Annotated in this window: 22 protein-coding genes; 10 read left to right on the top strand and 12 right to left on the bottom strand. The window is 74.2% G+C overall.

The genetic code is table 11. The features are described 5' to 3' along the window. The first annotated feature begins 49 nt into the window (after positions 1 to 49). Complete coding sequence (locus ACOOHE_RS03580; protein WP_420456430.1) at positions 50 to 604, top strand: HDIG domain-containing metalloprotein; 555 nt, start codon at positions 50 to 52, stop codon at positions 602 to 604. A gap of 26 nt (positions 605 to 630) precedes the next feature. Beyond that, positions 631 to 2,259, top strand: coding sequence for a DUF445 domain-containing protein (locus tag ACOOHE_RS03575; protein WP_420456429.1), 1,629 nt, complete (start codon positions 631 to 633; stop codon positions 2,257 to 2,259). A gap of 89 nt (positions 2,260 to 2,348) precedes the next feature. On the opposite strand, the gene ACOOHE_RS03570 is transcribed toward ACOOHE_RS03575, so the two are convergent. Beyond that, positions 2,349 to 3,263, bottom strand: a complete 915-nt coding sequence (locus ACOOHE_RS03570; protein ID WP_420456428.1) for an NAD-dependent epimerase/dehydratase family protein — start codon at positions 3,261 to 3,263, stop codon at positions 2,349 to 2,351. A 124-nt stretch (positions 3,264 to 3,387) separates the two neighbouring features. On the opposite strand from ACOOHE_RS03570, the gene ACOOHE_RS03565 reads away from it, so the two are divergent. From ACOOHE_RS03565 to queG, 3 genes are all read left to right on the top strand, one after another. After that, complete coding sequence (locus ACOOHE_RS03565) at positions 3,388 to 3,792, top strand: DoxX-like family protein (RefSeq protein WP_420456427.1); 405 nt, start codon at positions 3,388 to 3,390, stop codon at positions 3,790 to 3,792. After that, a complete protein-coding gene (locus tag ACOOHE_RS03560) occupies positions 3,789 to 4,313 on the top strand; it encodes a DinB family protein (protein WP_420456426.1) in 525 nt (174 codons plus the stop codon). Before ACOOHE_RS03565 ends, ACOOHE_RS03560 begins: the two co-directional genes overlap by 4 nt. A 63-nt stretch (positions 4,314 to 4,376) precedes the next feature. Next, complete coding sequence (queG, locus tag ACOOHE_RS03555; RefSeq protein ID WP_420456425.1) at positions 4,377 to 5,360, top strand: tRNA epoxyqueuosine(34) reductase QueG; 984 nt, start codon at positions 4,377 to 4,379, stop codon at positions 5,358 to 5,360. Between the two features lie 32 nt (positions 5,361 to 5,392). On the opposite strand, the gene ACOOHE_RS03550 is transcribed toward queG, so the two are convergent. Further along, entirely contained in the window at positions 5,393 to 6,955 is a 1,563-nt protein-coding gene (locus ACOOHE_RS03550) for a sensor histidine kinase (RefSeq protein ID WP_420456424.1), read from the bottom strand. Positions 6,956 to 7,077: 122 nt separating this feature from the next. Between ACOOHE_RS03550 and ACOOHE_RS03545 the strand changes: the two genes are divergently transcribed. Continuing rightward, entirely contained in the window at positions 7,078 to 7,461 is a 384-nt protein-coding gene (locus tag ACOOHE_RS03545; protein WP_420456423.1) for an endonuclease domain-containing protein, read from the top strand. 23 nt (positions 7,462 to 7,484) lie between these two features. Here ACOOHE_RS03545 and ACOOHE_RS03540 read toward each other — a convergent pair whose 3' ends face one another. Continuing rightward, positions 7,485 to 8,789, bottom strand: a complete 1,305-nt coding sequence (locus tag ACOOHE_RS03540; RefSeq protein ID WP_420456422.1) for an MFS transporter — start codon at positions 8,787 to 8,789, stop codon at positions 7,485 to 7,487. 95 nt (positions 8,790 to 8,884) lie between these two features. On the opposite strand from ACOOHE_RS03540, the gene ACOOHE_RS03535 reads away from it, so the two are divergent. Together ACOOHE_RS03535 and ACOOHE_RS03530 are read left to right on the top strand one after the other, a co-directional pair. Further along, positions 8,885 to 10,468, top strand: coding sequence for a hypothetical protein (locus tag ACOOHE_RS03535; protein WP_420456421.1), 1,584 nt, complete (start codon positions 8,885 to 8,887; stop codon positions 10,466 to 10,468). Between the two features lie 154 nt (positions 10,469 to 10,622). Then, positions 10,623 to 10,928, top strand: coding sequence for a GIY-YIG nuclease family protein (locus ACOOHE_RS03530; protein ID WP_420456420.1), 306 nt, complete (start codon positions 10,623 to 10,625; stop codon positions 10,926 to 10,928). A 64-nt stretch (positions 10,929 to 10,992) separates the two neighbouring features. Here ACOOHE_RS03530 and lysS read toward each other — a convergent pair whose 3' ends face one another. The 7 genes from lysS to ACOOHE_RS03495 form a co-directional block, all read right to left on the bottom strand. Continuing rightward, a complete protein-coding gene (lysS, locus tag ACOOHE_RS03525) occupies positions 10,993 to 12,600 on the bottom strand; it encodes a lysine--tRNA ligase (protein WP_420456419.1) in 1,608 nt (535 codons plus the stop codon). Between the two features lie 369 nt (positions 12,601 to 12,969). Next, on the bottom strand, positions 12,970 to 13,557 hold the full coding sequence (locus ACOOHE_RS03520; protein ID WP_420456418.1) for a hypothetical protein: 588 nt from the start codon (positions 13,555 to 13,557) through the stop codon (positions 12,970 to 12,972). Positions 13,558 to 13,774: 217 nt separating this feature from the next. After that, positions 13,775 to 14,758, bottom strand: a complete 984-nt coding sequence (locus ACOOHE_RS03515) for a Rossmann-like and DUF2520 domain-containing protein (RefSeq protein ID WP_420456417.1) — start codon at positions 14,756 to 14,758, stop codon at positions 13,775 to 13,777. 90 nt (positions 14,759 to 14,848) lie between these two features. Further along, complete coding sequence (gene amrB, locus ACOOHE_RS03510; RefSeq protein ID WP_420456416.1) at positions 14,849 to 15,634, bottom strand: AmmeMemoRadiSam system protein B; 786 nt, start codon at positions 15,632 to 15,634, stop codon at positions 14,849 to 14,851. 485 nt (positions 15,635 to 16,119) lie between these two features. Next, positions 16,120 to 17,535: an NAD(P)(+) transhydrogenase (Re/Si-specific) subunit beta gene (locus ACOOHE_RS03505; RefSeq protein ID WP_420456415.1), complete on the bottom strand. Its 1,416-nt coding sequence runs from the start codon at positions 17,533 to 17,535 to the stop codon at positions 16,120 to 16,122. A gap of 93 nt (positions 17,536 to 17,628) precedes the next feature. Continuing rightward, positions 17,629 to 17,922: an NAD(P) transhydrogenase subunit alpha gene (locus ACOOHE_RS03500; protein ID WP_420456414.1), complete on the bottom strand. Its 294-nt coding sequence runs from the start codon at positions 17,920 to 17,922 to the stop codon at positions 17,629 to 17,631. Positions 17,923 to 18,050: 128 nt separating this feature from the next. Further along, positions 18,051 to 19,178 (bottom strand): Re/Si-specific NAD(P)(+) transhydrogenase subunit alpha, encoded by a 1,128-nt coding sequence (locus ACOOHE_RS03495; RefSeq protein ID WP_420456413.1) that lies wholly within the window; start codon positions 19,176 to 19,178, stop codon positions 18,051 to 18,053. A 311-nt stretch (positions 19,179 to 19,489) separates the two neighbouring features. On the opposite strand from ACOOHE_RS03495, the gene ACOOHE_RS03490 reads away from it, so the two are divergent. Next, entirely contained in the window at positions 19,490 to 20,758 is a 1,269-nt protein-coding gene (locus ACOOHE_RS03490; RefSeq protein ID WP_420456412.1) for a hypothetical protein, read from the top strand. 188 nt (positions 20,759 to 20,946) lie between these two features. Further along, entirely contained in the window at positions 20,947 to 21,771 is an 825-nt protein-coding gene (gene asd, locus ACOOHE_RS03485; protein ID WP_420456411.1) for an archaetidylserine decarboxylase, read from the top strand. A gap of 76 nt (positions 21,772 to 21,847) precedes the next feature. On the opposite strand, the gene ACOOHE_RS03480 is transcribed toward asd, so the two are convergent. Next, complete coding sequence (locus ACOOHE_RS03480) at positions 21,848 to 23,656, bottom strand: asparagine synthase-related protein (RefSeq protein ID WP_420456410.1); 1,809 nt, start codon at positions 23,654 to 23,656, stop codon at positions 21,848 to 21,850. Positions 23,657 to 23,704: 48 nt separating this feature from the next. Beyond that, positions 23,705 to 25,561: an ABC transporter ATP-binding protein gene (locus ACOOHE_RS03475; RefSeq protein WP_420456409.1), complete on the bottom strand. Its 1,857-nt coding sequence runs from the start codon at positions 25,559 to 25,561 to the stop codon at positions 23,705 to 23,707. Positions 25,562 to 25,564: the final 3 nt, after the last annotated feature.

Genomic DNA, 25,564 nt, shown 5'->3' with positions numbered 1-25,564 from the left:
CCCCCTCTGCCATTTCCTGTTTCCCCTTTCCCGCGAGCGACAGCGAGCCATGCCCAGCTATTCCGACGCCCTCGCCCTCTTCCACGAGTGGACCCAGACCGAGAGCCTGCGACGCCATGCGTACGCCGTCGAGGCGGCCATGGCCGAGCTCGCCCGCCAGCGCGGCGCCGACGTCGAGACGTGGCGGATCACGGGCTTGCTCCACGACCTCGACTACGAAAAGCACCCGTCGCTCGACGAGCACCCGACCGTCGGCGTGGCCGAGCTCGAACGGCTCGGCTACCCGGAGGACATCCGGACGGCCATCCTGGGACACGCGCCAACTCTCGGTGTGCCGCGCGAGACCGACCTGGCGAAGGCGCTGTTCGCCGTCGACGAGCTGTCCGGGTTCGTGACCGCCGTCGCGTTCGTCCGCCCCGACGGGTTGGACGGGATGACGCCGCGGTCGGTCCGGAAGAAGCTGAAGGACAAGCGGTTCGCCGCCGCCGTGAGCCGCGACGACATCCGCCAGGGGGCCGAGGAGCTGGGCGTCGAGCTGGACGCGCTGATTCAAACGGTGATCGACGGGCTGAGCCGTGAAGCCTCGCGCCTCGGTCTGGCGTAGGACCCTCCGACCCCCCCCGCGCTCTCGTGCCCGACCGTTCTTCCGGCCCCCGCCGCTACGTTCCCGTCCCCGGCGTCGTCGACCTCGACGCCGTCGAGGACGCCAACTTCGCCGAGGCCGTCGGCCGGGACGACGACGACGCGCCCGAGGCGCCGGCGCCGCCCCCCGCGCCGCACCCCCTCGCCGACGATCTCGACGAGGTGGCCGCCGGGCTGGCGTCGGAGCCGGTCGACCCGGCGGCCTTGCCGGACCCGCCGCCGCTGGCGGACACTCCAGCGGCCCCCCTCCGGGACGAGGGCGCCCGCGTTGACACGACGCCAGCCGAGACCGGGACCGCCGAGACTGAGGCCTCCTCCGCGCCGCCCCCCGAGAGCCCGACCGAGCCCGAGCCGGCCGAGCCGGCGCCGGGCGACTCGCCGCCCGCCCCGCCGCAAGAGCCGGGCGACACGCCGGCCGTCGCGCCGCCCGATACCCCGACGCCGCCCGCCGACCCCGGCGACCCGGCCGCCGCGCTCCCCGTCTCGCCGTCCACCGTCGTCGCGACGGCGCGCGAGGCGACGGCCAGCCGGGGCCGCGAGCTGGCCCAGCTCGTCGTCCGCTACGGGAAGGCGCACGTGCCCGAGACGCCGCCCCGGCCTGTCGCGCCCGACACCGGCCCGCCGCGGATGGTCGGCCGCGTCGGCCAGCTCATCCCGTTCCTCCGCGTGATCCCGTGGGTGCTGGCGGCCCTGTTCGCGGTCAGCTTCTGGTGGGACTTTGACGGGCAGGCCGTCGTCCTGTTCGGCCGGGCGTTTGCCGTCGAGGGGCTGCTGAAGGTGCTCACGGTGTCCGGCCTGATCGGGTTCGGGACGAACTGGCTCGCGATCACGATGCTGTTCCAGCCGCGCCAGAAGCGGGCCATCATCCCCCAGGGCCTCATCCCGGCCCAGCGCGAGCGCGTGATCTACCGGCTGAGCGAGGCCATCAGCCGGGAGCTCATCAACGCCGACATCATCAAGGCCAAGATCCAGGCGTCCGGCGTGATCGGCCGGTACCGCGACCTCGCGCTGGGCGTGGTCCGGGGCGTGGTCGAGGACCCCGGCTTCCGGTCAGACCTGAAGGACCTGGCGCAGAGCTACGCCCAGGAGGTGCTGGGGAGCGAGCCCGTCCGCCGCGAGGTGGCCCGGCTGGCCGTCGAGAAGGTCGAGGAGCAGGCCGGCAGCGGCTTGGGCGGCGTGGCCCTCCGGCTGTACCGGACGTTCGCCGAGGACGACTTCCAGCGCCGCGTCGACCGCGCGCTCGACGAGCTGCCCGGCGCCGTCGCCCCGCTCTTGGACCGGATCGACGCCGCGCTCGACGCGGTCCCCGAGAAGGTCGAGGCCCGGGCCGACGAGATCGAGGAGGCGGCGACCTCGGCCGTCCTCTCGTTCGTCGAGGGGTTCGACGTCCGGTCGATGATCTCGGAGCGGGCCCGCGAGTTCGACGAGGGCCAGCTCGAGGGGCTCCTCAAGTCGACGTCGAACGAGCAGCTCAACTACATCAAGTACCTCGGCGCCATCCTGGGCGTGTTCGGGGGGTTCGTGATCTGGCAACCGTTGGGCGCCCTCGCCCTGTTCGTGACCATCGGGCTGGCGCTGTGGGCCGTCGACGAGGCGCTGGTGCGGGCCCGGCGGTGATCCTTGAGGGGATCGACCCCACACCTGCTGTCCCCCCCTGTGTCATCCTTCGCTCCGCTCAGGATGACAAAGACGTTCCCGCCCGGAGCTCAATACTGCCGGAGGTAGGCCAGCGACGGCCCGTCGAACGCGGGCGACTCGACGCCGAAGTCAGCGAAGAAGGCCGTCGGGTCGCACGTGTTGCCCTCGACCAGCATCTCGAACTGGGCCGGCGAGATCGGCAGCAGTCCGGCCTTCCCCAACGTGTTGACGCCGAGCCGGGCGAGAGGGATCGGGACCGGAAGGGTCGGCTTGGGGCGGATGCCGCCGCCCCGGGCGACCCGCCGGAGCACCTCGCGGTACGGGATGCGCTCGTGCCCGGCGACGCAGTACGACCGGCCGTTCGAGGCGTCGCGGTCGACGGCCTGGGCGAACGCCGACGCGCAGGCGGCGACGTGGACGGGCTGGAGCTCGTACTGGCCATCCCCAAACACGGGCAGGCCGGGGAACGGCCGGACGAGTGTCTCCCACAGCCGCTTCGCGAACTCCGGGTCGTCGGGGCCCGGGTCGCCGAACAGCGTCGACGGGCGGAAGATGACGAGGTGCTCGAACCCGACCCCACGCACGACCTCCTCGGCCCGCCACTTCGTCGTCTGGTACGCGCTCGGGCCGTCCGCCCGGGCCCCGTTCGCGCTCATATGGACGAACCGGCCGACGCCGGCCTCGTGCGCCGCGTAGGCCACGTTCCGCGTCCCGTCGACGTGGACGTGCTCGAACGTGACGCCTTTCGACGGCGACTCGTCGATGATGCCGACCAGGTGGACGACGGCGTCGACGCCATGGAAGGCGTGACCAAACGTCGACACGTCGGTGACGTCGCCCTGGTGGACCTCGACGCCCTCGGTCGCCGCCAGCCCCGCGCCGCCGCTGCGGACGAACGCGCGGACGCTGTGGCCGCGCTGCAAAAGTGCGTCGAGGACGTAGCCGCCGACGTAGCCGGTGGCGCCGGTGAGCAAGACGTGCATGGGGAGTCGGGAGGGTTCGGCGGTCGGGCCGGTTGAGCGGGTTCGGGGAAGGAACGGTTCCGCCGGGGCGCAACCTGCGGGGGCCGACAGCGTAACTTTCACTCATCACTGAAAGTCACGAGCCATGTCCCCGCTCTGCCTCCGCCGCGCCGCTCGGATCTCGCTCGCGATGGTGTGGCTGGGCGAGGGGCTCGGCCTCAAGCTGTGGCTCCGCGACGCGGGCGAGCTCGCCATCGTGGCCGCCTCCGGGCTCTGGGTCGGGTCGCCCGAGGCGACGCTGGTCGCCATCGGCGTGCTGGAGGCCGTGGCCGGAGTGGTCCTGCTCGTCGGCTGGCGCGAGCGGCTGGCGGTCGCGGTGACGACGGCGGCGATGGCGCTCATCACGCTGGGCGTCGTCTGGTCCGACCCGTCGACGCTGCTGGCCCCGCTGACGGGCGTGCTCAAGAACAGCACGGTCGCCGTGTGCGGCGCCGTCGTGTGGTCGCTCGCGCCCCAGGCCTCGGCACGGCCCGCCCCCGCCTGGTCATGAGCCGCCGCCTCCACCTGCTCCACGCCCTCGACGCCCACCGCGCCGCGTTCACGGCTCGGCTGGACGCGCTGCCCGAGGCGGTCGTCCACGCCTCGCCTGGGCCGGGCGCGTGGTCGCTGGCCCAGATCGCCGACCACCTGGCGCGGATCGACGGGCTCGTCCGGCCCGATGGCAAGCCGGCGGGGACGCTCGCCCGAGCAACGTCGCGCGCGCGCGGACGAGCGATGGCGGCGATCATCTCTCTCCCCGTTCGCTACCCCGCCCCGCCCGGGGCCGGCCGGATCCTGCCCGAGGCCGCGCCGCGCTGGCCCGAGGTCCGCGAGCGGTGGGCCGGCGTCCGCACGCGGTGGCACACCGCCGAGCCGGGCGAGGACGCCGTCGCCCTGCGGCACCCCATCGCCGGGCCGCTCCTCTGGGACGACGCGCTCGCGTTCGTCCTCGCCCACCACCGCCACCACGACGCCCAGGTCCGGCGGACGCTCGCGGCGCTGGAGGAAAGCGCCGGAGGGGAAGAGGCGTAGGGGACGCTCGCGGAGCCGATGCCCCGCCGCGCCGTTCTCCCCCTTTCCCCTCTCCTCTTTTCCTTGGTCCGCTCCGCCGCCCTCGCCCGCGACCTCAAAGCCCAAGCCCGCCGCGTCGGCTTCGACGGGGTCGGCATCGCGCGCGCGGAGAAGCTGGACGACGAGGCCCGCCGGCTCGAGGCGTGGCTGACGGCCGGCCGCCACGGCGGCTCGGACGGGGCGATGACATGGATGGAGCGGAACTTTGACAAGCGCGTCGACCCGCGAGAGCTGGTGCCGGGCGCTCAGAGCGTCGTCTCCGTGTTCGCGAGCTACTGGCAGCCGGGGCGCCGGCCCGGCGAGGACGGCGGCGCCAAGATCAGCCGCTACGCCTGGGGCGACGACTACCACGACGTGCTCAAGGAGAAGCTGGCCGAGCTCCTCGACTGGCTCGACACCCGCGCCGGCGGCGCGACCGGCCGGGCGTTCGTCGACTCGGCGCCGGTCATGGACAAGGCGTGGGCCCAGCGCGCCGGGCTCGGCTGGCAGGGGAAGAACACGAACCTGCTCACCACGACCCACGGCTCGTTCGTCTTCCTGGGCGAGCTCATCGTCGACGTGCCGCTGGAACCGGACGAGCCGTTCCGGGCCGACCACTGTGGGACCTGCACGCGGTGCCTCGACGCCTGCCCGACCGGCGCGCTCGACGCGCCCTACCAGATCGACGCGACGCGGTGCATCTCGTACTGGACCATCGAGCACCGCGGGCCCAACCTCCCCGAGCTGGCGGCCGAGTTCGGCGCGTGGGCCTTCGGCTGCGACATTTGCCAGGACGTGTGCCCGTGGACCAAGTTCTCCCAACCGACGCGCGATGCCCGTCTCCTCCCCCGCCCCGGCGTCACCGACACGCCGGCGCGCGAGTGGGCCGAGATCGACCTCGACACGTTCCGCGAGCGGTTCCGCCGGAGCCCCGTCAAGCGCGTCAAGCACGACGGGTTCGTCCGCAACGCCGAGAACGCGGCGCGGAACGCGACGGCCGGCGCGCGCCCTCCCGATCTGGAGCCGTAGGGACACGGCGTGCCGTGTCCGCCCACGTGGCGTTACGCGAGCGGCAACGCCAGCGTGAACGTCGAGCCCTCGCCCTTGGCGCTCCGGGCCGCGAGCGTCCCGCCCATCTGGCGCGCGAGCCGGCTGGCGATGGCGAGCCCGAGCCCGGTCCCCCCGTACTCGCGGTTGACGCGGGCGTCCTCCTGGACGAACGGCTCGAACACGGCCTCCAGCACGTCGTCGGTGATCCCGACGCCCGTGTCGGCGACGGACAGCCGGGCCCGGCCGCCGGCCACCGACACCCGGACGTCGACGCGGCCGGCGGGCGTAAACCGGGCCGCGTTCGACAGCAGCTGGTCGACGACCTGGTCGAGGCGCGCGGGGTCGGCCTCGACCACGACAGGGTCGGCCGGCGTGGCCACGTCGAGCGCGACGCCGCGGGCGTCGAGATCCGGGCCGTAGCGGGCGGCGGCCGACCGGGCGAGCGCGGCGAGGTCGACGGGCTGGCGGGCCAGGTCGAGCGCGTTGGTCTCGAGCCGGGACAGGTCGAGGAGGTCCGCGACGAGCCGGAGCGCGCGGCCGGTCGCGTCGCGGATGGTCCCGGCGAACTCGGCCACCTCAGGCGGGGCGCCGGGCAGGGCGCGGACCTCCTCGACCAGCAGGTCCGAGAAGCCGCGGATGGCGCCGAGCGGCGTCCGGAGCTCGTGGCTCATCATGCGGAGGAAAGCCATCCGGGACTGGGCGGCCCGCTCGGCGATCCGGCGGGCCCGGTCGAGCTGGGCCTCGGCGTGCTTGCGGGCCGTGACGTCGGTGAGGAGCCCGCCGGCCACGGGCCGCCCGGCTGCGTCGACGCTGGGCGTGGCCCGCTCGGAGAGCCAGACGACCTCGCCGCCGTCGAGCCGCAAGCGGACCTCGACCTGGGAGGGCTCGCCCTGGCGGAGCCGGGCGTCGTGAGCGGCGAACGCGGCGCGGTCTTCGGGGACCACCAGGTCGGCCCAGTCGGCGTCGCCGGCCAGGAGCGCGTCGGGGTCGAGGCCGGTCAGGGCCTCGGCCTGGGGCGTGACGAACACGTAGGCCCGGGCCCCGTCGGGCTCGTGGCCGAAGGTGAACAGGGCGTCGTCGAGGTCGGCGACGGTCCTCTGGAAGCGGGCCTCGGCCTCGGTCCAGGCCCAGAGCGTGCCGAAGAGGGCGCCCAGGCGGTCGGCCGCGGCGAGGTCGGCGGGCCCCCACGGCTCGCGGCGACCGACGACGAACGCGCCCGGGACCGAGCACGCGACGGGGACGGCGAGCGCGAACGGCTGGCCCAGCTCGCCCGAGAGCGCGCTGGCGGTGGCGGCCCGGGCGGCGCGGAGGGGGACGGCGGCGTCCGCTTCGACCTCGGCCAAGCCGGGTGTCGCGTGCGGCGGCCACACCGCACACCGGACGAAGGCGTCCGACTGCCCCTCCCCGACGAAGGCGACGGCGACCTCGGCCCCGAGCGCCTCGCCGAGCCGGGCGGCGCCGGCCTCGATCAGCGCGAGCGCGTTCGGCCGCGACAGGGCCACGTTGCGCAAGGCGGCCTCGGCCGCGTCGACGCGGTCGGCGAGGGGGGGCGCAGGCGGGGCGAGCGGGGCCATGCCCCGGGTATCGACCGGGACCGCGCCGACGTTAGGGCGGCCTCGGACTGGCCTACGAGGTCCCCTCTCCCGCCGGGAGAGGGACAGGGTGAGGGGTCTACCTTCGATCAGCCTCATCAGGTATGCTCCTCCCTCCGAAAGACTTCCGCCGCGAGCTCCGTCGCCGGGCCACGCCAGCGGAAAAGCGGCTCTGGCGCATTCTCCGCGACCGCCGGCTCGATGGTCTCAAAGTCCGTCGCCAGCACCCGGTCGGGCCGTACGTGGTGGACTTCTATTGCGACGCGGCCCAACTGGCGATCGAGATCGACGGCGGCGTCCACGCCGACCCCGCCCGCGCGGCCTACGACGCGGACCGGACGAGGGCTCTGGCCGCAGCGAGCATCCGTGTTCTTCGGTTCTCGAACCGCGAGGTGATGGAGCAGGTGGACGTGGTAGCAGACGCCATCCTGGCGGCAGCGAGAACCCCTCACCCTGTCCCTCTCCCACGGGGAGAGGGGACCCCGTAGGCCAGTCAGCGGATAGCGGCGTGCTACGCTGGCGCTTCGGCGGCGTCGGGCGACCGCGCCTCGGCCGGGACCACGAGCACGAGCCACGCCAGTCCCGCCGCCACCTGGACGCCGGCCAGGCCCGCGATCAGCGTCGTCAGCGCGACGCCGGCCTCAAGCAGCGCGCTCGCGGCCAGGATCGACGCGCTCTCGACGAGCGTGATCGTCAGCCAGTCGGTCGCGATGACGCGCCCCCGGAAGGCGTCCCGGGACCGCTCCTGCAAGAGCGTCGTGGACAGGACCCAGTTGGCGCCGCTCGCGGCGTGCGCGGCCACAACGAACGCCACGACGGCCCACCGCCAATCCGCCAGGGCCGCCACGCCGAGGTAGCCCAGCCCACAGGCGACGACGCACGCGCCGAGCACGGCCGGCCACCGACGGGCGTCTCGGAACACGGCCCGCGCCGCGATCGGCCCGAGCCCCGTCCCCAGCCCGCGCGCGGCGAACAGGACGCCGATCCCGGTCGTCCCGGCGGACGGGAACAGGCCGTCGCCCAAGAGCGCCAGCGCGAACACCAGCCCGCCGCCGCCGACGCCCCACGCGGCCTTCGCGAACGTGATCCGCCGGATGGCCGGTCGGGTCCACACGTAGCGCCAGCCCTCGGCCACCTGCCGCGCGGCCGAGCGGACCACGCCGCCCCGGTCCTCGTGCGCGTCGCGCGCCACCCGCGCCGGCATCACGATCCGCGCGATGAACACGGCGCTCACGAGGTACGTCGCCGCGTCGAGCACGAACACGACGTCCGTCCCGAAGGCGTCGACGGCCGGCCCGCCCGCCGCCGCGCCGACGGCCAGCATCGTGGACCACGTGGCCGAGAGCAGCGCGTTCGCCGTCAGCAGCTCGCCCTTCCGGGTGATGAGCGGGAGCAGCGCGTTCTTGGCCGGCGTGAACGCGGCGCTGACCATGATCTGGGCCGTCGCGAGGGCGTACAGCAGCCACAGGTCGCCCGCGTCGCGGACGAACAGGAAGCCCAGCACGATGACGGCCCGCAAGAGATCGGCCCCGATCATCAGGTGGCGCCGGTCGAGGCGGTCGGCCAGGACGCCGGCGATAGGCGACGCCAGCGCGAGGGGGAGCAGCTTGGTCAGGAACACGCCGCCGAGCGCGGTCTCCGAGCCCGTCAGGTCGAGCACCACCCGGTACAGCGCCAGCGTGTTGAACCAGTCGCCGAACAGCGACACGACGGTCCCGGCCCACAGCCGCCGGACGCCCGCGTTCTCGCGCAGGACCGCGCCGAAGCCGACCTCGCCGCGGAGATCGCCGGGGTCGGGTCGGCGGGGTGCGATCATGGGGGACGGGCAGCGAGCGGCGCACACGACCGCCCGACCGCCCGGGTTCACCGGCCGCCCGTCTCTCCGGACCGATCCTCCCGCTCTTCTCGCCCGTGCTCCGCCCCGTCCCGCTCGTCGTGCTGCTGGCGTTTCTGGTGGGCGGATGCGCGGCGCCGGCCAGCCTGAGGGCGGCGGACGTGTCGGCGCCAGCCCGACAGATCCACCTGAGCGGCCGGTTCGTGACGAGCTACCAGGGCCGACCGTCGGAGGGCGTCTACGGCTTGCGCGTCTGGCTCCTGTTCCGACGGTCCGACGGGTCCGGCTGGGAGGGCGCCCGGTTGCCGTCCGGCCCCGTCCGGCGCCACCGCCAGGTCGACGTGCTCGGCGAGGACGGTGCGTTCCGGTTCGACCTCGCCACCGCCGACCTCGCGGGCTTCGACGAGGTCGCCGTCGTGCCAGAGACGCGGACGGCGACGGTCCACTTGGTCCCGACCCCGCCCGGCGCCCGGGCGATCTCCGACACCGTGACGGTGCTCCCGCTCGCCGACGCGATCCGCGTGCCGATCCCGCCGTCGGGCCCGGTCGCCGCCGACGGCCTGCACGCCGACCTCCGGCCCGAGGTCGGCGTCGTCGTTCGGTATGCCGAGCTGGCGCGCGAGTTCGTGCTCGCCCGCTACGACGGGGCACCGCCGTTCGCGCTGCCGCCGGTCCGCGTCGAGCTGAGCCGGGGCGGCGGCTACGTGTTCCAGGCCCTCGACCCCGACGTGTTGGCCCTCGGTGGCCACGAGATCGAGCTCAACGTCGGCCGCGGCGTCTCGCCGACGCTCGTCGCCCACGAGTACGGCCACTACGTGACGTTCCGGATGTGGGGCGCGAGCCCGCTCCGCTACACGCTCCGCAACCGGAACCTGCGCGAGGGCTGGGCCATCTTCTTCTCGTTCGCCGCCCGGGCCTACACCGCGGCGAAGTACGGGGACATCGACCTCGCGACGTCGAACCCCGAGCGGGCCCCGTTTACCGACACGTTCGCGGGCGACCGCCGCTACCTCGGCATCGTCTACGGCACGTCGCGCCCGGACTACGCCGCCATCGGGTCGCTCCTGTGGAGTCTCTACGACGGCGCCGAGCCGTCCCCGTTCGAGGTCGAGGGCGACGACTTGGGCAGCCTCGCGGGCGACAACGACGACGTGGCCGGCGGGCTCGCCGTGTTCGAGGCCGTCCGCACCACGCGGACGCGGGTGACCGACGAGGCCGGCGTCGCCGAGGTCGTCCGGACCTTTCGGGACGCGGCGCCGCCAGGGCTCGGCCCGTCCATCGACGGCGCGTTCGGCTTCTTCCTCTGCCCCGCGTGGCCGGCCTGCGACGTGACCGCTCCGCCCGACGCCCGGCCCTCGACCGGATCACCCACGCTCCGCCCCGTCGCCCCGGCGGGTCTGGTCGCGCGCCGGCTCTCGGCCGGAGCCGTTGGGCTGGCGTGGGACCGCCGCGTCGGCGTCGCGCCGTGGGCCAACCCGCCGGAGGCCTACCGGGTGTTCCGCGACAGCGTGCTCGTGGCCACGCTCCCCGGCGACACCTCGGCCTGGGTCGATGCCGAGGCCGGGCCGGGCGCGGCGACCTACGAGGTCCGCGCCGTCGGCGGGGGCGGGGTGTCGTCTGGCCGCGCCCGCGCCGAGGTGGCCGCCACGTCTGTCCGCTGAGCGCCCGTGCCAGAGACCCGCGCTCCACTCCCCCGCCCTTGTCATCCTGAGCGCCAGCGAAGGATCTAGCCGCGCTCGGCCACCGCGTCTGTCGGGGCGGTGGGGGTTCCAGTCGACCGCTCGGCCTTACGTTCTTTGGTCGAACGAAGGGAGCATGGCGAAGCCGTACTGGGTCTATATCCTCGCGAGCCGGTCCCGGCGGCTCTACATCGGCGTCACCAACGACCTCGCGCGGCGGCTGGCGGAGCACCGCTCGGGGACCGGGAGCGTGTTTGCTCGGCGGTACCGGATCGACCGCCTCGTCCACTTCGAGGAGTACGGCGACATCCGGGACGCCATCGCGCGCGAGAAACGGCTCAAGGGGTGGACCCGGGAGCGCAAGCTCCGGCTGGTCGAGAGCGCGAACGCAGGTTGGATCGACCTCGCGCCGCGCGACGAGAGTCGAGGTGGCTCCAGCTAGATCCTTCGCTCCGCTCATGATGACAAGGGCGGGGGTGGCGCCAGTGGCGGACGCCAGCAGCGGGTCAGGCCGCCGGCGTTCTCTCGGCGTCCGCGCTGGCGGTGGTCTCCGGACGCAAGAGCGGGAACAGCAGGACGTCGCGGATGGAGGGCTGGTCGGTCATCAGCATGGCCAGCCGGTCGATGCCGACGCCCAGGCCAGCCGCGGGCGGCATCCCGTACTCGAGCGCGCGGAGGTAGTCCTCGTCGATCTCGCGCGTGGCCTCGTCGTCGCCGGCGGCGGCGAGGCCGGCCTGGTCCTCGAAGCGGGCCCGCTGGTCGAGCGGGTCGTTGAGCTCCGAGAAGGCGTTGCACAGCTCCTTGCCGGCCGCGATCAGCTCGAACCGCTCGACGAGCCCGGGCTTCGTCCGATGCCGCTTGGCGAGCGGCGACAGCTCGACCGGGTAGTCCGTGATGAACGTCGGCTGGACGAGGGTCGGCTCGACGGCCTCGCCGAAGATCTCGTCGACGAGCTTGCCCACGCCCATGCTGGCGTCCACGTCCAAGCCGATCTCCTTGGCGACGCCGGCGATCTCGTCCCGGCCGGCGACCGCGCCGTCACGGTAGAGCTGGTGGCCGGTCGCTTGGGCGATGGCGTCGAAGAGGGGGAGGCGGCGGAAGGGGGCCGAAACGTCGAGCGTGTGCGTCGTGCCGTCGATGGTGCGCGGGACGTCGGTCGAGCCGTGGACCGCCCGGGCGACGGCCTCGATCATCCGCTCGACGAGCCCCATCATCCAGTCGTAGTCCTTAAAGGCAACGTAGAGCTCGAGCATGGTGAACTCCGGGTTGTGGAAGCGGGAGAGCCCCTCGTTCCGGAAGTCCTTCGCGATCTCGTAGACGCCCTCGAAGCCGCCGACGAGGAGCCGCTTGAGGTACAGCTCGTCCGCGATGCGCAAGAAGAGCGGCATGTCGAGCGCGTTGTGGTGCGTCGTGAACGGGCGCGCGGCGGCGCCGCCGTAGAGCGGCTGGAGCGCCGGCGTCTCGACCTCGACGTAGCCCTGGTCGTCCAGGAAGTGCTGCAACGTGCGGACGATCCGGTGGCGCGTCCGAAACACGTCGCGGACCTCGGGGTGGAGCGCGAGGTCGGCGTAGCGCTGGCGGTAGCGGAATTCGGGATCCGAGACCTCGTTGAACGTTCTGGTCTCGCCGGTGGCCTCGTCCGTCACCGTCTTCTCGACGGGCAGCGGCTTGAGCGACTTCGCCAGGAGCACCAGCCGGTCGGCCTCGACCGAGACCTCGCCCATCCGCGTGCGGAAGACGGTGCCCTCGACGCCGAGCCAGTCGCCGGTGTCGAGCAGCCGCTTGAACACCTCGTTGTACTCGCCCTCCGGGAGGTTGTCGCGCTTGACGTAGATCTGGACCTGGCCGCTCTCGTCCGCCAGATGGAAAAAAGCGGCCTTGCCCATGACCCGCTTGGTCAGCATCCGCCCGGCGACGGTCGCGCGGATGGGCGTGGTCCCGTCCGGGCCGTCACCGGCCCGCTCGGGGTCGTGCGCGGCGTCGTCGTAGGCGTCGAGGATCTCGGCGGCGCGGTGCGTGACGGGCCACGCCTCGGCGGGGTACGGCTCGACGCCAGCCTCGCGCAAGGCGTCGAGGTGGTCGCGGCGGATCTGCTCTTGCTCGGTGAGGGCCATTGCACGGGGAGGATGGAAGGGGGAGGATAGACCGTGCGGAGGCGGGCGCTCCCGGGCATTCGTGCGAAGACCCTCGCGTCCGAGGCTGATGAGGAGGCCTCGGGTCGCCCGGCAGGGCTACCGCAACCTCGACGTTCGGTCGCCCCACCCTGTCATCCTGAGCGGAGCGAAGAGCCTGCCCCCGCGAAGGCGGGGGATCTCAACGCGGTCCCTCAGCCGCAGGCAGCGGTGCCGACGACCCCCGCATCGTCCTGAGATCCTTTGCAGGCTCAGGATGACACGTCAGGGGGTATGCGATAGCCCTGGTCGCCCGGTGACCTCGCCCACGGCGCCTCCCTCCATCCCGCGTCCCTCTCCGACCCGCGAGCCCTAATCCACCAGGCGAGCGACGTCTTCGAGGAGCGCGTCGCGGCCGGAGCGGAGGGCGTCGGCCACGCGGTCGCCCAGGATGCGGGCGGACGAGTCGGGGCGCTGGGCGGAGGCCAGCGTGGCGACGTGCTCGGCGGTCTGGCCGAGCGCCTCGACGGCGGCGGCGGCGGCGGCGAGCCACGTCGGGCACGGGGTTGCCGAGGCGTGGGCCAGCTCGGCGGCCCGCTCGCGCAGGCGCGGGAGCCAGCCCGGCGACGGCCGCGAGACGGCGCGGACGCGGTCGGCCGGGCGGACGCGGCCGAGGCACCGGGCCTCGTCCGACACGCCGGACGCCAGGGCGTCGAGGACGGCGCCCAAGTCGGCGGCGACGGCGGCGACCGTCTCGCGCTGGCGCAGGCTGAGCGCGGCGGCCTCGGCGTCGCCCACCGGGCCCAGCGTCGCGCGGACTGCGGCGGCGGCGGCGGCCAGCAGCGCCTGGAACGACGACGCCGAGTCGCGGCGGACGCTCCGGAGCGCCAGGGCCTGGACGGTCTCGGCCGTCAGACCGGGGGCGAGGTCGAGGACGTCAGAGGGAATCGAACGGTGCATACAGAGGACGGGCAGGCGGGCCTGCCGGAGTCGGGACAGCACGAAGGCGCTAAGAACGGGACAGCAGGGGCGGTTTGGCCAGCCATCTGTCGTCCCCGCGAACGCTTGGCCGTCTCACCGCGCCGCCTCCACCGGTCCTCCGCCGAGCCTCCACAGTCGGGAGCGGAGGGGGCGGAGGGGACCGTTTCTAGGGCTCGTGGCCGGCGCCCACCCTCGTCTACGGCGACCCGGCGCGCGACGGGGCCGGCGGGCGCGGGCCCTCGGGCGTCTTCGGCGCCGCGCCCTGGGGTAGTGGCAGCGTCACCATCCGCTCCAGCAGCGCCAGCACGTCCTCGGCCCGGTCGGGCGCCAGCGTCCCCGCGCGGACGGCCAGGCGGACGGCCTCGACCGAGAGCGCGGCGTAGGCCGGGACCAGGTGCGGGAGGTCCTTGCGGAGCGCCAACCCGTGCGCCCGCAGCGTCCCCAGGTCGCCCCGGGCGACGGGCCCCGTCAGCGCGTCCTCCGGCGACGACGCGGCCAGGTTGCCGAGGGTCCCCTGGAGGAGTGGGCCCAGGATCGACATGGCCTCACGGCGGTCGACGCCGATCGAGGCCAGGACCTCCTGGACCATCGCCATCAGGGTCACGACCAAGTTCGAGGCCATCGACGCGGCCAGGTGGTAGCGCGGCTTGGCGTCGGCCGCGAGCACGAGGTACCGCATCCCCAACCCGACCGCCAGCTCGATCCCGGCGGCGACGCCCGGCGGCTCGCCCTCGACGGCGACCGTGACGCCGGACAGCGTCTCGGCGTCGGCCTCCCGCGTGAGCGTCTGGAGCGGGTGGAACGACAACGTCCGCGCGCCCTCCTGGCGGAGCGGCTCCAGCGCCGAGGCCGTGAGCGCGCCCGACGTGTGGAGCACGACGGCGCCGTGCCACGACCGCGGCGCGCACACGAGCGTCTCGGCCACGTCGGCGATCTGGTCGTCGGGGACGGCGAGCACGGCGAGCGGGACGCCGGGGACGTCGCCCAGCCGGTCCGAGGCGACACGCGCGCCGAGCAGCCCGGCCAGCGCCTCCGCCGGCCCGCGCCGCCGGCTCACGACGGCCTCGACGGGGTACCCGCTCTCCGCCAGCCGCAGCCCCAGCGCGCGCGCCATCGCCCCCGCGCCGACGACAGCAACAGCGGGGCGCGGGCTCGGGAAGGCGGAGGCGAACGTGGTCATCGGGGAGGGGTCAGGAATCGGGGGGTCAGGGCCAGAGCAGAGAGCCCGGGGGCACCTGCTGATGCCTGACTCCTGATGCCTGAGGCCTCGTCACCCCTTCCAGAAGGCGACGGCGAGCGTGCCGGGGGCGTCGCCGTCGGGAGGCGTCAGCGCGAGCACGCGGGCCTGGGTCGCGCCCCGCGCTCGGGACGCGATCAACGTCGTGATGAGCGCGCCCATCCCCTCGACGCGGACCGTCTCGCTGCCGAGCAGGTGCATCAGCTCGCTCTCGTTGAACCCCTCGACGGCTTGGCGGAGCCGCTCGAACCCGTCGGCCTCGCCGTCGACCAGGTCGCACGAGCCGATCAGGACGGCCCGCTTCCCGTACATCACCTCGCCGACGGCGGCCCCGAGCTCGCGGCAGAACGCCGGGCTCTCCTCGCCCATCACGATCGGGACCGCGTCGAAGTCGCTCGCGAGCGCCGTCTGCAAGAACGGGAGTTGGACGTCGGCGCCCTCGGTGTGGTAGTGGCCCGTGTCGTCGAGGAAGATGTCGTCGTCCTCGTCGCAGAGCTCGTTGCGGAGGTGGTCGTTGATGGGGACGGCGCCGAGCGGGGTGTGGTAGGCGTCGGTCTGGCAGATCGAGAGCCGCCCGAACGCCCCGTTGTGGCTCGGCGAGACGACGAGGACCGTGTCGAGCTCGGCCCCGCGCAGGAGCCGGTAGGCCACCGCCGCGGCCTCGCCGCCGGAGGCCCGGTTCGAGTCGGGGACGACGAGCCCGACGAGGGCGTCGGCGGGGACGTCGAGGTCGGCGCCGGCGCTCGCGAGGAGCGCGTCGAGGTGCTGGCGGAGCGGGGCCGGCTGGGAGGGGTAGACCGCGCGCGTGGCGAGACTCATCGGGAGGGGCGGCGTGTGGGAAGGGGACGCTAGGCGACGAGCCCGGCCGCCGGCCTACGCGCGAGGTGCGCCCGGGATGCCGGGGCCGGGAAGGTCGGGTCTGGAAGTGAGACACATCAAGGCAAGCGCGCGTCACGGTCCGGTTGCGCCGGGAGGGCCGTGAACGGGCCGGACGCGACGACGACGCCTCTCCGGACCCGTCTCCCAAACACGGTGCCAGACAGGGGCTCGCTACGCTCGCGGGAAAGGGGAAATGGGAACGGGCAGAGGGACGGCGTGGGTGCCGTCTTCAGGGTGGACCCATTCTCCAGTCCACGAGCCGAAGCCAGAGTGTGGGAGGAGGGGGTGTGGGGGACGTCCACTCCCATACGCCCACACCCCCGCCCTCCGACCCCGTCTCCGAGCCGCGAGCCGCGAGCCGAAAATGCGCTCGCCCTGGTGCCGTCTCCCTCCGTGCTCACGCCTCTCCGTCCGCGCCTCCCCGCTCACGCCACCTGCAACGTCTTCAGCTCGCCGACAATCGCCTTCAGCGAGGCCTTCGCGTCGCCGAACAGCATGGCCGTGTTGTCCTTGAAGAAGAGCGGGTTCTGGATGCCCGCGTAGCCCGTGCTCATGCTCCGCTTCATCACGATGACCTGCTGGGCCTCGTCCACGTTCAAGACCGGCATCCCGTAGATCGGGCTGGCGGGGTCGTCGCGGGCGCCCGGGTTGACGACGTCGTTGGCGCCGACGACGAGCACGACGTCGGTCTGGGCGAACTCGGGGTTCACGTCGTCCATCTCGACGAGCCGGTCGTAGGGCACGTTCGCTTCGGCCAGGAGCACGTTCATGTGGCCCGGCATCCGCCCGGCGACCGGGTGGATGGCGTAGCTCACCTCGACGCCCTCCTTTTGCAAGAGGTCCGCCAGCTCGCGCGCCTCGTGCTGCGCTTGGGCCACCGCCAGCCCGTAGCCCGGGACGATGACGACTTTCTGGGCGTAGGCCATCATCACGGCCGCGTCGTCGGGCGTCGTGGAGCGGACCGGCCGGTCCTCCTCGTCGTCGCCGCCGCTCGCGGTCGCCGCCGTGGCGCCGAACCCGCCGAGCAGGACGTTGCCGAGCGACCGGTTCATGGCCTCACACATGATCCGGGTCAGGATCAGCCCGCTCGCGCCGACGAGCGCGCCCGACACGATGAGCGCCACGTTGCCGAGCACGAAGCCGGTCGCGGCGGCGGCCAGCCCGGAGTACGCATTCAGCAGCGCGACCACGACCGGCATGTCGGCCCCGCCGATGGGGACGACCAGGAGCACGCCCAACACGAGGGCCAGCGCCGCGAGCGCCGCCAACGCCGCCGTCCCCTCGGCCCCGACGGCGCCGTCCACGGCCCCCATTGTCAGCAGCGCGAGCGCGCCGAGCGTCGCCAGCCCGACGGCCACGGACACGACGCGGATGCCGGGGAACGCGCCCAGATTCCGCCCCCGCAGCTTGCCGAACGCGACGAACGACCCGCTCAGCGTGACCGCCCCGATCAGCACCGACAGCCCGACCGTCAGCGCGACGACGGGCCCGACGGGCAGCTCCGGCTCGTCCAGCGACCGCAACAGCTCGGCCCCGGCCACGAGCGCCGACGCGGCCCCGCCGAACCCGTTGAACGCGGCCACCAGCTCGGGCATCTCGGTCAGCGGCGTCCGCCGCGCCAGCCACACGCCGACGAGCCCGCCGACGGCGAGCCCGGCGATGAGCTCGACCGGGTTCAGGATCTGCTCCTCGAACAGGGCCGCCACCACGCCGACCAGCATCCCGACGGCCGCCATCCGGTTGCCGGCCCGCGCCGTCCGTGGCGAGCCGAGCCGCTTGAGGCCCAGGATGAACAGGGACGCGGCCACGAGGTAGGCGAGCGTGACGAGGGCGTCGGTCATCGGTGCGTCAGTGGGTCAGTCGGTCAGTGCGTCGGTGGGTCAGTGACTCGGGAGGTGGCCGCACCTCGATGCGGACCCCCTCCTCTCGATCCTCTACCCTCCCTCCTCCCCCCGCTCGCGCGGCTTGAACATCTCGAGCATCCGGTCGGTGACGAGGAAACCGCCGACCACGTTGATCGTCGCCAGCACGAGGGCCGCCAGCCCGACCCACTTCGCCCACGGGCTCTCGACGGCCCCGGCCACCACGAGCGCGCCGACGATGGTGATGCCGCTGATCGCGTTCGAGCCCGACATCAGCGGCGTGTGGAGCGTCGCGGGCACCTTCGAGATCACCTCGATCCCGACGAACGAGGCGAGCACGAAGACGACGAGGAGGGTGAGGTCCATGGGGTCGGTTCAGAGGAGAACGGGAAACTGGCGTCGGACGAAGATCCGTGATTCGTGATGCGTGAGGGCGCTCGCGACGGATCACGCATCACGCATCCGCCCGAACGCGGTCGGCAGAGAGGAAAAGCTCATCCCGTCGCCTCGGGCAGGAGCGCGAGCACGCGCGGGTGGACGACGGCCCCGCCGTGCGTGACGACGGCGCCGGCCAGGATCTCGTCCTCCAGGTCGACGGCGAACCGGCCGTCGTCGCCCAAGAACTCGGTGACGAGGGCGGCCACGGTCCGGCCGTACATGTCGCTGGCGTGGAGCGGCATGTCGGCCGCCAGGTCGAGCGGGCCCACGACGGAGACCCCGCCCACCTCGACGGTCTCGCCCGGGACGGTCGCGGCGCAGTTGCCGCCGTTCGGCGCCGCCAGGTCGACGACGACCGAGCCGGGCGCGAGCGCGGCCACGGCCGCGTCGGTGAGCAAGAGCGGCGCCGGGCGGCCCGGGATGAGCGCCGTCGTGACGACCACGTCGACGTCGGCCACGAGCGCCGCGAGCTGGTCGCGCTGGAGAGTGAGCTGGGCCTCGGTGAGCGCTTTCGCGTAGCCGCCGGCGTCCTCGGCGTCGCCCGCGCCCAGGTCGAGCTCGACGAACGCCGCGCCGACCGACTCGACCTGCTCGCGCGCCGCCGCCCGGACGTCGTACGCCGACGTGACCGCGCCCAGCCGCCGGGCCGTCGCCAGCGCCTGGAGCCCGGCCACGCCCGCGCCCAGCACCAACACGCGCGCCGGGCGGACCGTCCCCGCCGCCGTCGTCAGGAGCGGGAAAAACTTGGGCAGCCGCTCGGCGGCCAGCAGCACGGCCCGGTAGCCGGCGACGGTGCTCATGGCCGAGAGCGCGTCCATCTTCTGCGCCCGCGAGATCCGGGGGACGAGCTCCATCGCGACGGCCGTCGCGCCCCGCTCGGCCAGGCCCGCCAGCGCCTCCGGCTCGTCGAGCGGGCGGAGCAGCCCCACGACGATGGCCCCGTCGCGGACGTGCGCCAGGTCGTCGGCCGCGAGCCCCTTAACGGTCGCCACCCCGTCCGCGCCGAGCGCGTCGGGGCGGGTGCCCAAGCGGGCGCCGGCGGCCTGGAACGCCGCGTCCGTGACGAACGCCGACGCGCCGGCCCCCCGCTCGACGACGACCTCGACGCCGACTCGGACCAGCCGCCGGACGGCGTCGGGCGTCAGGGCGACGCGGCGCTCGCCGGGCGCCGTCTCGCGGGGCACTCCGAAGATCATGGGCGGAACGAGTCAAGAGAGAACCGGCCTCAGGATACCCTGTCTTGTCCGCGTGCGCTCCACCGAGGGGGCTCCGGCGTACCCGCCGCGCCCTGTCCGGCCCCAGGCACCTCCGCCGTGCCCTCCGGGCTGACGCCCGGCCGGCCAGGCGGGAAGGATCAGGACGGGCCGGCCGAGGGTCTATTCTTTGCTGCGCCGACGGGACGAGCGGACGCATCCGCACCGCCGCCTGTCCGGGCCGGTCGAGAGACACCGACCGGCGACCCTGCCCGAGCGCCGCCCCATTCCTTCCTCTCCCTATGCTCGCCTTCGCCGCCGCGCTTCTCGCGTTCGTCCAGCCCGCCCCGCAGGCGCTGCCGGACACGGTCGACACGGCCGAGGAAGAGGTCGAGGAGGCCGTCGAGGAGGCGGCCGAGGACATCGAGCGGGCCCGGATCCGGCCGGTGTTCTCGCCGTCGACGCTGTACTCGACCTCGAAGGGGTTCGGCGTGGGCGGCGGCGTCGCCGTCGATGACGTGGTGGCCCGGGGCGACCACCTCCAGGTCGAGGCCCGAATCTCGCAGCGGCTCCAGGGCGGCCAGGCCGAGTACCTCACGGGCGAGCTCGGCCACGACCGGCTGGTCGGCGTCGTCGGCGTGGCCGGCTGGACCACGACGCGGACGTCGTTCGTCGGGCACGGCCCGCACTCGGCGCTCGACGGCGAGCTGTTCCTGGACCGGCTGGCGGCCGAGGCCGAGGCCCGGCTGGCGTGGTCGCCCGGCGGCCCGCGCGGCGTCCGCCTCCAGCCGACGGTCCGGCTCAAGTTCGACCGGCTCCGCGGGTTCGAGGAGCGCCGGGCGGGCGGGCTCGCCGCCGTCCAGCCCGGCGACCTCGCCCGGCTCCGGACGCTGGCCGGGGAGGACCGCGTCGGCGTCGAGCTCGCGCTCTCGGCCATCCGCGACACGCGCGACATCCCGGCGATGACGCGGCACGGGTCGTACGTCGAGGGCGAGCTCGCCCGGTTCCAGGCGCTCGACGAGTCGGGCCTGGGGTTCTGGCGGGCCCGCGCGACGGCGCTCGCGTTCCGGCCGGCGCTTATCCGGCTGCCGTTCCTGCCCGAGCGGGGCGCCCTGTTCGTGCGCGCGACCGGCGTCGTGACGCGGCCGGACGGGGACGAGCCGCTGCCGTGGGTCTACCTCCCCGAGCTCGACCGGGACCTCCTGGTGGGCTACCCGCGAGGCGAGTTCGTCGGGCGCGACGCGCTGTCGCTCGGGATCGGCGCACGGAGCGTGGTCGGGCAGGCCATCGGCGCGTTCTTGTTCGAGGGCGCCGCGATGGCCACGGTCGGCGCGGCCTACAACGACGTGACGGCCGAGTTCACCCCGCGCGTCCGGCTGAACGGCGCGCGGGCGGAGCCCGGTGAGAAGGTCCCGCTGAGCCCGTCGCTCGCGGTCGGCCTCAGCCTCCACTACCTCGACCGCGAGCGGCCGATCGTGGGCGCGCTCGTCGGGATCGGGCCGGGCGGGGCGACGCTGGCCTCGTTCCGGCTGGTCTGGGGCCTCGGCGACTACCGGCCGAGCCTCCGCTGAACGGCCCGTCCCCGGGCGGGGTGCCGGGGGGGCGGAGAGGCCGGAGGGGACGAGGGGGGCCCTCTCCGCCTTGAGCCCGGGGCCTGATCTGGGTGGCGCCCGCGGGCCGAGCCCGAGGCCCAAGAACCGGCGCCGCCGCCTCCCAGTAGTCGTCGCCCCCCGACCGGTCGCCCGACGGCCCCGAGCCCATGAGCCTGTTCGTCCGCCTCCAGAAGCTTCTCCCCCAGCACGGGCTCTCCCGTGCCGCCGGGCGGCTGGCGGCGTCCCCGGCGCGCTGGGTCCGCGGGCCCCTCGTCCGCGCGTTCGCCCGCGCCTACGGCGTCGACATGGCGGAGGCCGAGCGGCCGGACCTCGCGAGCTACCGCTCCTTCAACGACTTCTTCAGCCGCTCGCTCCGGCCCGGCGCCCGGCCGGTCGACGCGGCGCCGGACTCGGTCGTGAGCCCCGCCGACGGCGCCGTGAGCCAGGTCGGGCTCATCGAGCGCGGCGAGCTGATCCAGGCCAAGGGCGTCCGCTACTCGTTCGGCGCGCTCGCCGACGTGTGCGGGGGGCCGGCCTTCGAGGGCGGCCCGTTCGCGACGGTCTACCTCTCACCGAAGGACTACCACCGCGTCCACCTCCCGCTGGCGGGCCGGCTCGTGCGGACGGTCGCCATCCCGGGCGCGCTGTTCTCGGTCAACGCCTCGACCGAGGCCGGCGTCCCCGGCCTGTTCGCCGTCAACGAGCGGCTGGTGATGGAGTTCGAGACGGCGCACGGGACCATGCTCGTGGTGATGGTCGGGGCGATGATCGTGGCGAGCATCGTGACGGTCTGGGACGGCCCGCGCTCGCCGTACCGCGAGCGGCGGGTGACGGAGCACGACCTCGCGTTCGAGAAGGGTGCCGAGATCGGGCGGTTCCTGCTGGGGAGCAGCGTCGTGCTGGCGTTCGAGGAAGGCCGCGTCCAGCTCGACCCATCGCTCGCGGCCGGCTCCGTCGTCCGGATGGGCCGGTCGATCGGCACGGGCCGCTGACGACGCGCGACGCGGGGCCACGGCGTCCGGCCCCCCGTGACCCCGGTCCTTCCCTCCCCAATCGTCCGCCGTCGTTCTACTCGCAGGTGCCCCTCTCGCCCGACGGCCTCGCCCCACGCGGAAGCACGCCGTGCGCGTCGCCGAGCGCGAGGTAGCTCGCGGCCCCCCCCCCGCCGGCCGCCGGAGAGGCGACCTCCTCCGGAGGCGGGGTCCCCTGAAGCTGGCGCTCGAAGGCTGCCCTGAGCTTCGGGACGTCGACGTAGTCCCCTCGCGAGCCGACGGCTTCGGGCGTGATGAGGGGGGCAATCCGCTCGGCGACCCCCTGGCTCGCCCGCTGGCCCGACTCGATCCACATCGGCTCGGACTTGCCGCCGAGGCGGACGACGTCCGGGACCAGGCCCTCGCCCGCCGCGCGGAGCGGCCACCGGCGCTGGCCGTCCCGGGTGAGCCAGACCTCCAGTGGGAGCCCGAGCGCGAACGCGAGCACGCGCCGGTCGAGCAGGGGGTAGCAGTACCGGAGCCCGTACGGCGCCCCCGCCCGCGCCCACGCGCCCGTGCGATCCGCGATGTGGCCCCGGCGCAGGAGCCAGGCCATGTACCCGCGGGGGTCCCGAGGCGGCGGCTCCCGGTCGGGGATCCGGGCCCGCGTCAGAAGGTCAGGGTGGGCGAACGAGTCGATCTCCCCACGCGCGGCCGACTGGCGGACCGCGTCGAGCGACGGGAGCCCCCGGCCGATGGACGCCCGCTGGCGCACCCCTCGGGCTCGGCGGAGGGCGTCCACGGGGTCGCGGGCGACCATCGCCAGGACGGGGCCGAGGTGTCCGCGGCGCGCCAGGTGCGTCGTGACCAAGCTCCGGCCGCTGAAGCTGATCGCCTCGTCGCCGCCCCACCCCGACATCAGCGTGCGGACGCCGGCGGCGCACGCGGCCCGCCGCACCGGGGCCTCGGGGGCCCACATCGTGGTGGGGTCTCGCGTGGCGTCGAGGAGCACGGCGGCGAAGGTGTCGTCGGGGGTCCGCGGGCAGTACGTCACCGGGAGGTCCCACCGGTGGGCGAGCGCCTCGATGCGCCGGTGCTCGGCCGGGAGCGGACCACCGGGAGGCGGGGGCGGCTGCCAGGGAAAGGCCGGAAGCGGGGCTCCGCCCAGGGCCTCCGCCGCGAACGCGGTGACCGTCGTCGAGTCGATCCCGGACGAGAGGTGCGCGCCGACCGTCCCGGGCGAGTCCCCGGCGACGGCCTCCCGGACGACCTCGCGGAGGATCTCCCGCAGCGCCTCGCCGACCTCGTCGATGTCGCGGAGGGCGAGCCGGGGCGTGTCCTCGGGGCGCCAATAGCGGTCGGTCCGCCCGCCGGTCGCGTCCGCAACGAGCCGGTGGCCTCCGGGGAGCTCGCGGACCGCCCGGAGGTACGTCCGCCCAAAGTAGATGGGCTTGAACGAGCCGTCGAGCAGGGCGCCCGCCATCATGTCGTCGTCGAGACCGTCGGGGACGGCACCCGTGTCGAGGACGGCCTGGACGTCCCCGCCCACGACCACGGCGGCGCCCACGGTGGCCCAAAACAGGGGCCGGAGCCCGACCGGGTCCCGCGCCGCGACCATCGCCCCGCGCTCGCCGTCCCAGACCGCGAACGCGAACGCGCCCCCGAGCCGCTCGGCCGACGCCGGCCCCCACGCCCGGTAGGCCGCGAGGACGAGGGCGTCGTCGTCCGGCGCCTGGCCCGGCGAGAGGCCGAGCGACCGGCGCAGGTCCTCCCGCTCGGCGAGGTCGAGGTCGGCGTAGACCAGGCGGACCTCCGGCCCAGCGGGCTCCTCGGAGGGGCGGACGACGACGGCCGCGAGCGGCCCCCGGGCAGGGGCGTGTTCGGCCTGTCGGACGGGAGGCGTCATGTCGATGTCGGAGTCTTCTTCGGCCACCCGGTGGCCGCCGATGGAGACCTAGCCGGGGACGGAGGCCCGTGTGGCCCCGTCCCCCCCTCCCTCCAGCGCCGAGGCCGACCGGGCCTGCTCCATCTGGTCCCGCCAAGACGTCGCGTAGCGCCCGCCGAGCTCGAGGAGCTCGGCGTGGGACCCCGACTCGACGACCGCCCCGTGCTCGACCACGTGGATAACGTCGGCCCGCATGGCCGTCGTGAAGCGGTGGGTGATGAGGAGCGCCGTCTGCCCGGCGACCATCTCGCGGAACCGGGTGAGCCACTCGTGCTCCGTCCACGAGTCCATGGCGCTCGTCGGCTCGTCGAGCACCACGAGGGAGGCCTGGCGGAAGAACGACCGCGCGAGGGCCACGCGCTGCCACTCGCCCCCGCTCAGCTCGACGCCGCCCTGGAACCACCGGCCCAAGGGAGTTTTGTAGCCCTTGGGAAGCCCCTCGAACAGTGCGTCGGCGCCGCTCCCGCGAGCGGCCTCTCGCACCGCCTCGGCCCCCGCGTCCGAGTCGAGGTCGCCCAGGCGGATGTTCTGCTCGACCGTCATGTGGTAGCGCGTCGGGGACTGGAACATCACCGAGATCTGGCGGCGGAGGTCGTCCTGGGCGAACGACCGGAGGTCGATGCCGTCGATGGTGACGCGGCCCTGGTCGGGGTCGTAGAACCGGCACAGGAGCTTGATGAAGGTGCTCTTGCCGGCCCCGTTCTCGCCCACCATCGCCACGACCTTCCCGGCCGGGACCTCGAGGTCGAACGCGCGGAGCGCGGGGGCCTGCGCGCCGGGGTACCGGAACGTGACCCCCTCGAAGGCGATCCCCCGACGGAACGGGGCCGGGACGGGGACCGGGTCCGGCGGGTCCCGGAGCTCGTCCGTCTGGCCGAGGAAGGCGTGGAGGTGCTCCAGGAAGAGGGTGTGGGTGTACACCTGGCCCACGCTCTGGAGCAGGGCGTTGACCACGCTCTGCCCCTTCGAGAACGCCTGGTAGAACAGGGCGATGTCGCCCAGCGTGGCCTCGCCCCGGACCGCGCGGAGGCCGACCCAGGCGAGCACGGCGAGCGTCACGACCGAGGCGCTGGCGACCGCCCCGAGCTTGGCCAGGGACTGGCGCCGGACCAGCACGACCCGCTCGCGGAACAGGACGGCCCGGAGCGAGCGGTACGTCGCGCGGAGCCAGTCGCCCAGCCCGTAGATCCGGACCTCGGCCGCGGTCGCGTCCGACGTCAGCACCGAGTCGTAGTACCGGACCCGCCGCCGACGCGGCGTCGCCCCCTTCCACCAGGCGTGGTAGCGCCGGTTGTGCCGGACGACGATGAGGAAGGCCGGGACCGTGCTCGCGACCAGGGCCACCGGGATCAGGACGCTGTAGCTCATCAGCAGGGCCGCGAGCGAGACCAACGTGACCGAGGACTGCGCGAACGCCCCCAGGCCCTGGAGCAGCTGGAGCGTCCGGGAGCCCGCCTGCGCGTTGACCTGCTCCAAGAGGTCGTGGTAGTCCGGCGACTCGTAGAACCCGTAGTCCGAGGCGACCGACCGCTCGTGGATGAGCGACTTGACGTGGTCCTCGACGAGCTCGCCCTGGGCCACCGTGACCCACTCCGTCACCGACGACGCGACCTGCTGGAGCGCGTACAGCGCCGCCATCGCCCCGACCGGGACCAGGACCGGGACCAGCGTCTCGGCGGAGAGCCCGGCCCCGACCGCCGCGTTCGCCGCGTCCACGACCCGCTTCGTCAGGGAGATGACGATGGGGGGGACCAGGCCCTGGACGAGGAGCAGGGCGGCCCACACGGCGGAGTAGCGCGGCGCCGCGTCCCAGACGAGCCGGAGCGCGAACCGCACGAACGCGAGGCGCCCGCGAAGCTCTGCCACGCG

This window comes from Rubrivirga sp. (genome assembly GCF_965213695.1).
Lineage (GTDB): Bacteria > Bacteroidota > Rhodothermia > Rhodothermales > Rubricoccaceae > Rubrivirga.
This window is presented reverse-complemented; position numbering and strand designations above follow the sequence as displayed.

Excerpts from the sequence above, each read along its gene's own strand:
- lysS (WP_420456419.1), bottom strand. The coding sequence starts at position 12,600 with ATGGCCCTCACCGAGCAAGAGCAGATCCGCCGCGACCACCTCGACGCC.
- ACOOHE_RS03565 (WP_420456427.1), top strand. The coding sequence starts at position 3,388 with ATGTCCCCGCTCTGCCTCCGCCGCGCCGCTCGGATCTCGCTCGCGATG.
- ACOOHE_RS03500 (WP_420456414.1), bottom strand. The coding sequence starts at position 17,922 with ATGGACCTCACCCTCCTCGTCGTCTTCGTGCTCGCCTCGTTCGTCGGG.
- ACOOHE_RS03550 (WP_420456424.1), bottom strand. The coding sequence starts at position 6,955 with ATGGCCCCGCTCGCCCCGCCTGCGCCCCCCCTCGCCGACCGCGTCGAC.
- ACOOHE_RS03560 (WP_420456426.1), top strand. The coding sequence starts at position 3,789 with ATGAGCCGCCGCCTCCACCTGCTCCACGCCCTCGACGCCCACCGCGCC.
- ACOOHE_RS03520 (WP_420456418.1), bottom strand. The coding sequence starts at position 13,557 with ATGCACCGTTCGATTCCCTCTGACGTCCTCGACCTCGCCCCCGGTCTG.
- ACOOHE_RS03540 (WP_420456422.1), bottom strand. The coding sequence starts at position 8,789 with ATGATCGCACCCCGCCGACCCGACCCCGGCGATCTCCGCGGCGAGGTC.
- ACOOHE_RS03515 (WP_420456417.1), bottom strand. The coding sequence starts at position 14,758 with ATGACCACGTTCGCCTCCGCCTTCCCGAGCCCGCGCCCCGCTGTTGCT.
- ACOOHE_RS03480 (WP_420456410.1), bottom strand. The coding sequence starts at position 23,656 with ATGACGCCTCCCGTCCGACAGGCCGAACACGCCCCTGCCCGGGGGCCG.
- ACOOHE_RS03490 (WP_420456412.1), top strand. The coding sequence starts at position 19,490 with ATGCTCGCCTTCGCCGCCGCGCTTCTCGCGTTCGTCCAGCCCGCCCCG.
- ACOOHE_RS03505 (WP_420456415.1), bottom strand. The coding sequence starts at position 17,535 with ATGACCGACGCCCTCGTCACGCTCGCCTACCTCGTGGCCGCGTCCCTG.
- ACOOHE_RS03580 (WP_420456430.1), top strand. The coding sequence starts at position 50 with ATGCCCAGCTATTCCGACGCCCTCGCCCTCTTCCACGAGTGGACCCAG.
- amrB (WP_420456416.1), bottom strand. The coding sequence starts at position 15,634 with ATGAGTCTCGCCACGCGCGCGGTCTACCCCTCCCAGCCGGCCCCGCTC.
- asd (WP_420456411.1), top strand. The coding sequence starts at position 20,947 with ATGAGCCTGTTCGTCCGCCTCCAGAAGCTTCTCCCCCAGCACGGGCTC.
- ACOOHE_RS03545 (WP_420456423.1), top strand. The coding sequence starts at position 7,078 with ATGCTCCTCCCTCCGAAAGACTTCCGCCGCGAGCTCCGTCGCCGGGCC.
- ACOOHE_RS03530 (WP_420456420.1), top strand. The coding sequence starts at position 10,623 with ATGGCGAAGCCGTACTGGGTCTATATCCTCGCGAGCCGGTCCCGGCGG.
- ACOOHE_RS03570 (WP_420456428.1), bottom strand. The coding sequence starts at position 3,263 with ATGCACGTCTTGCTCACCGGCGCCACCGGCTACGTCGGCGGCTACGTC.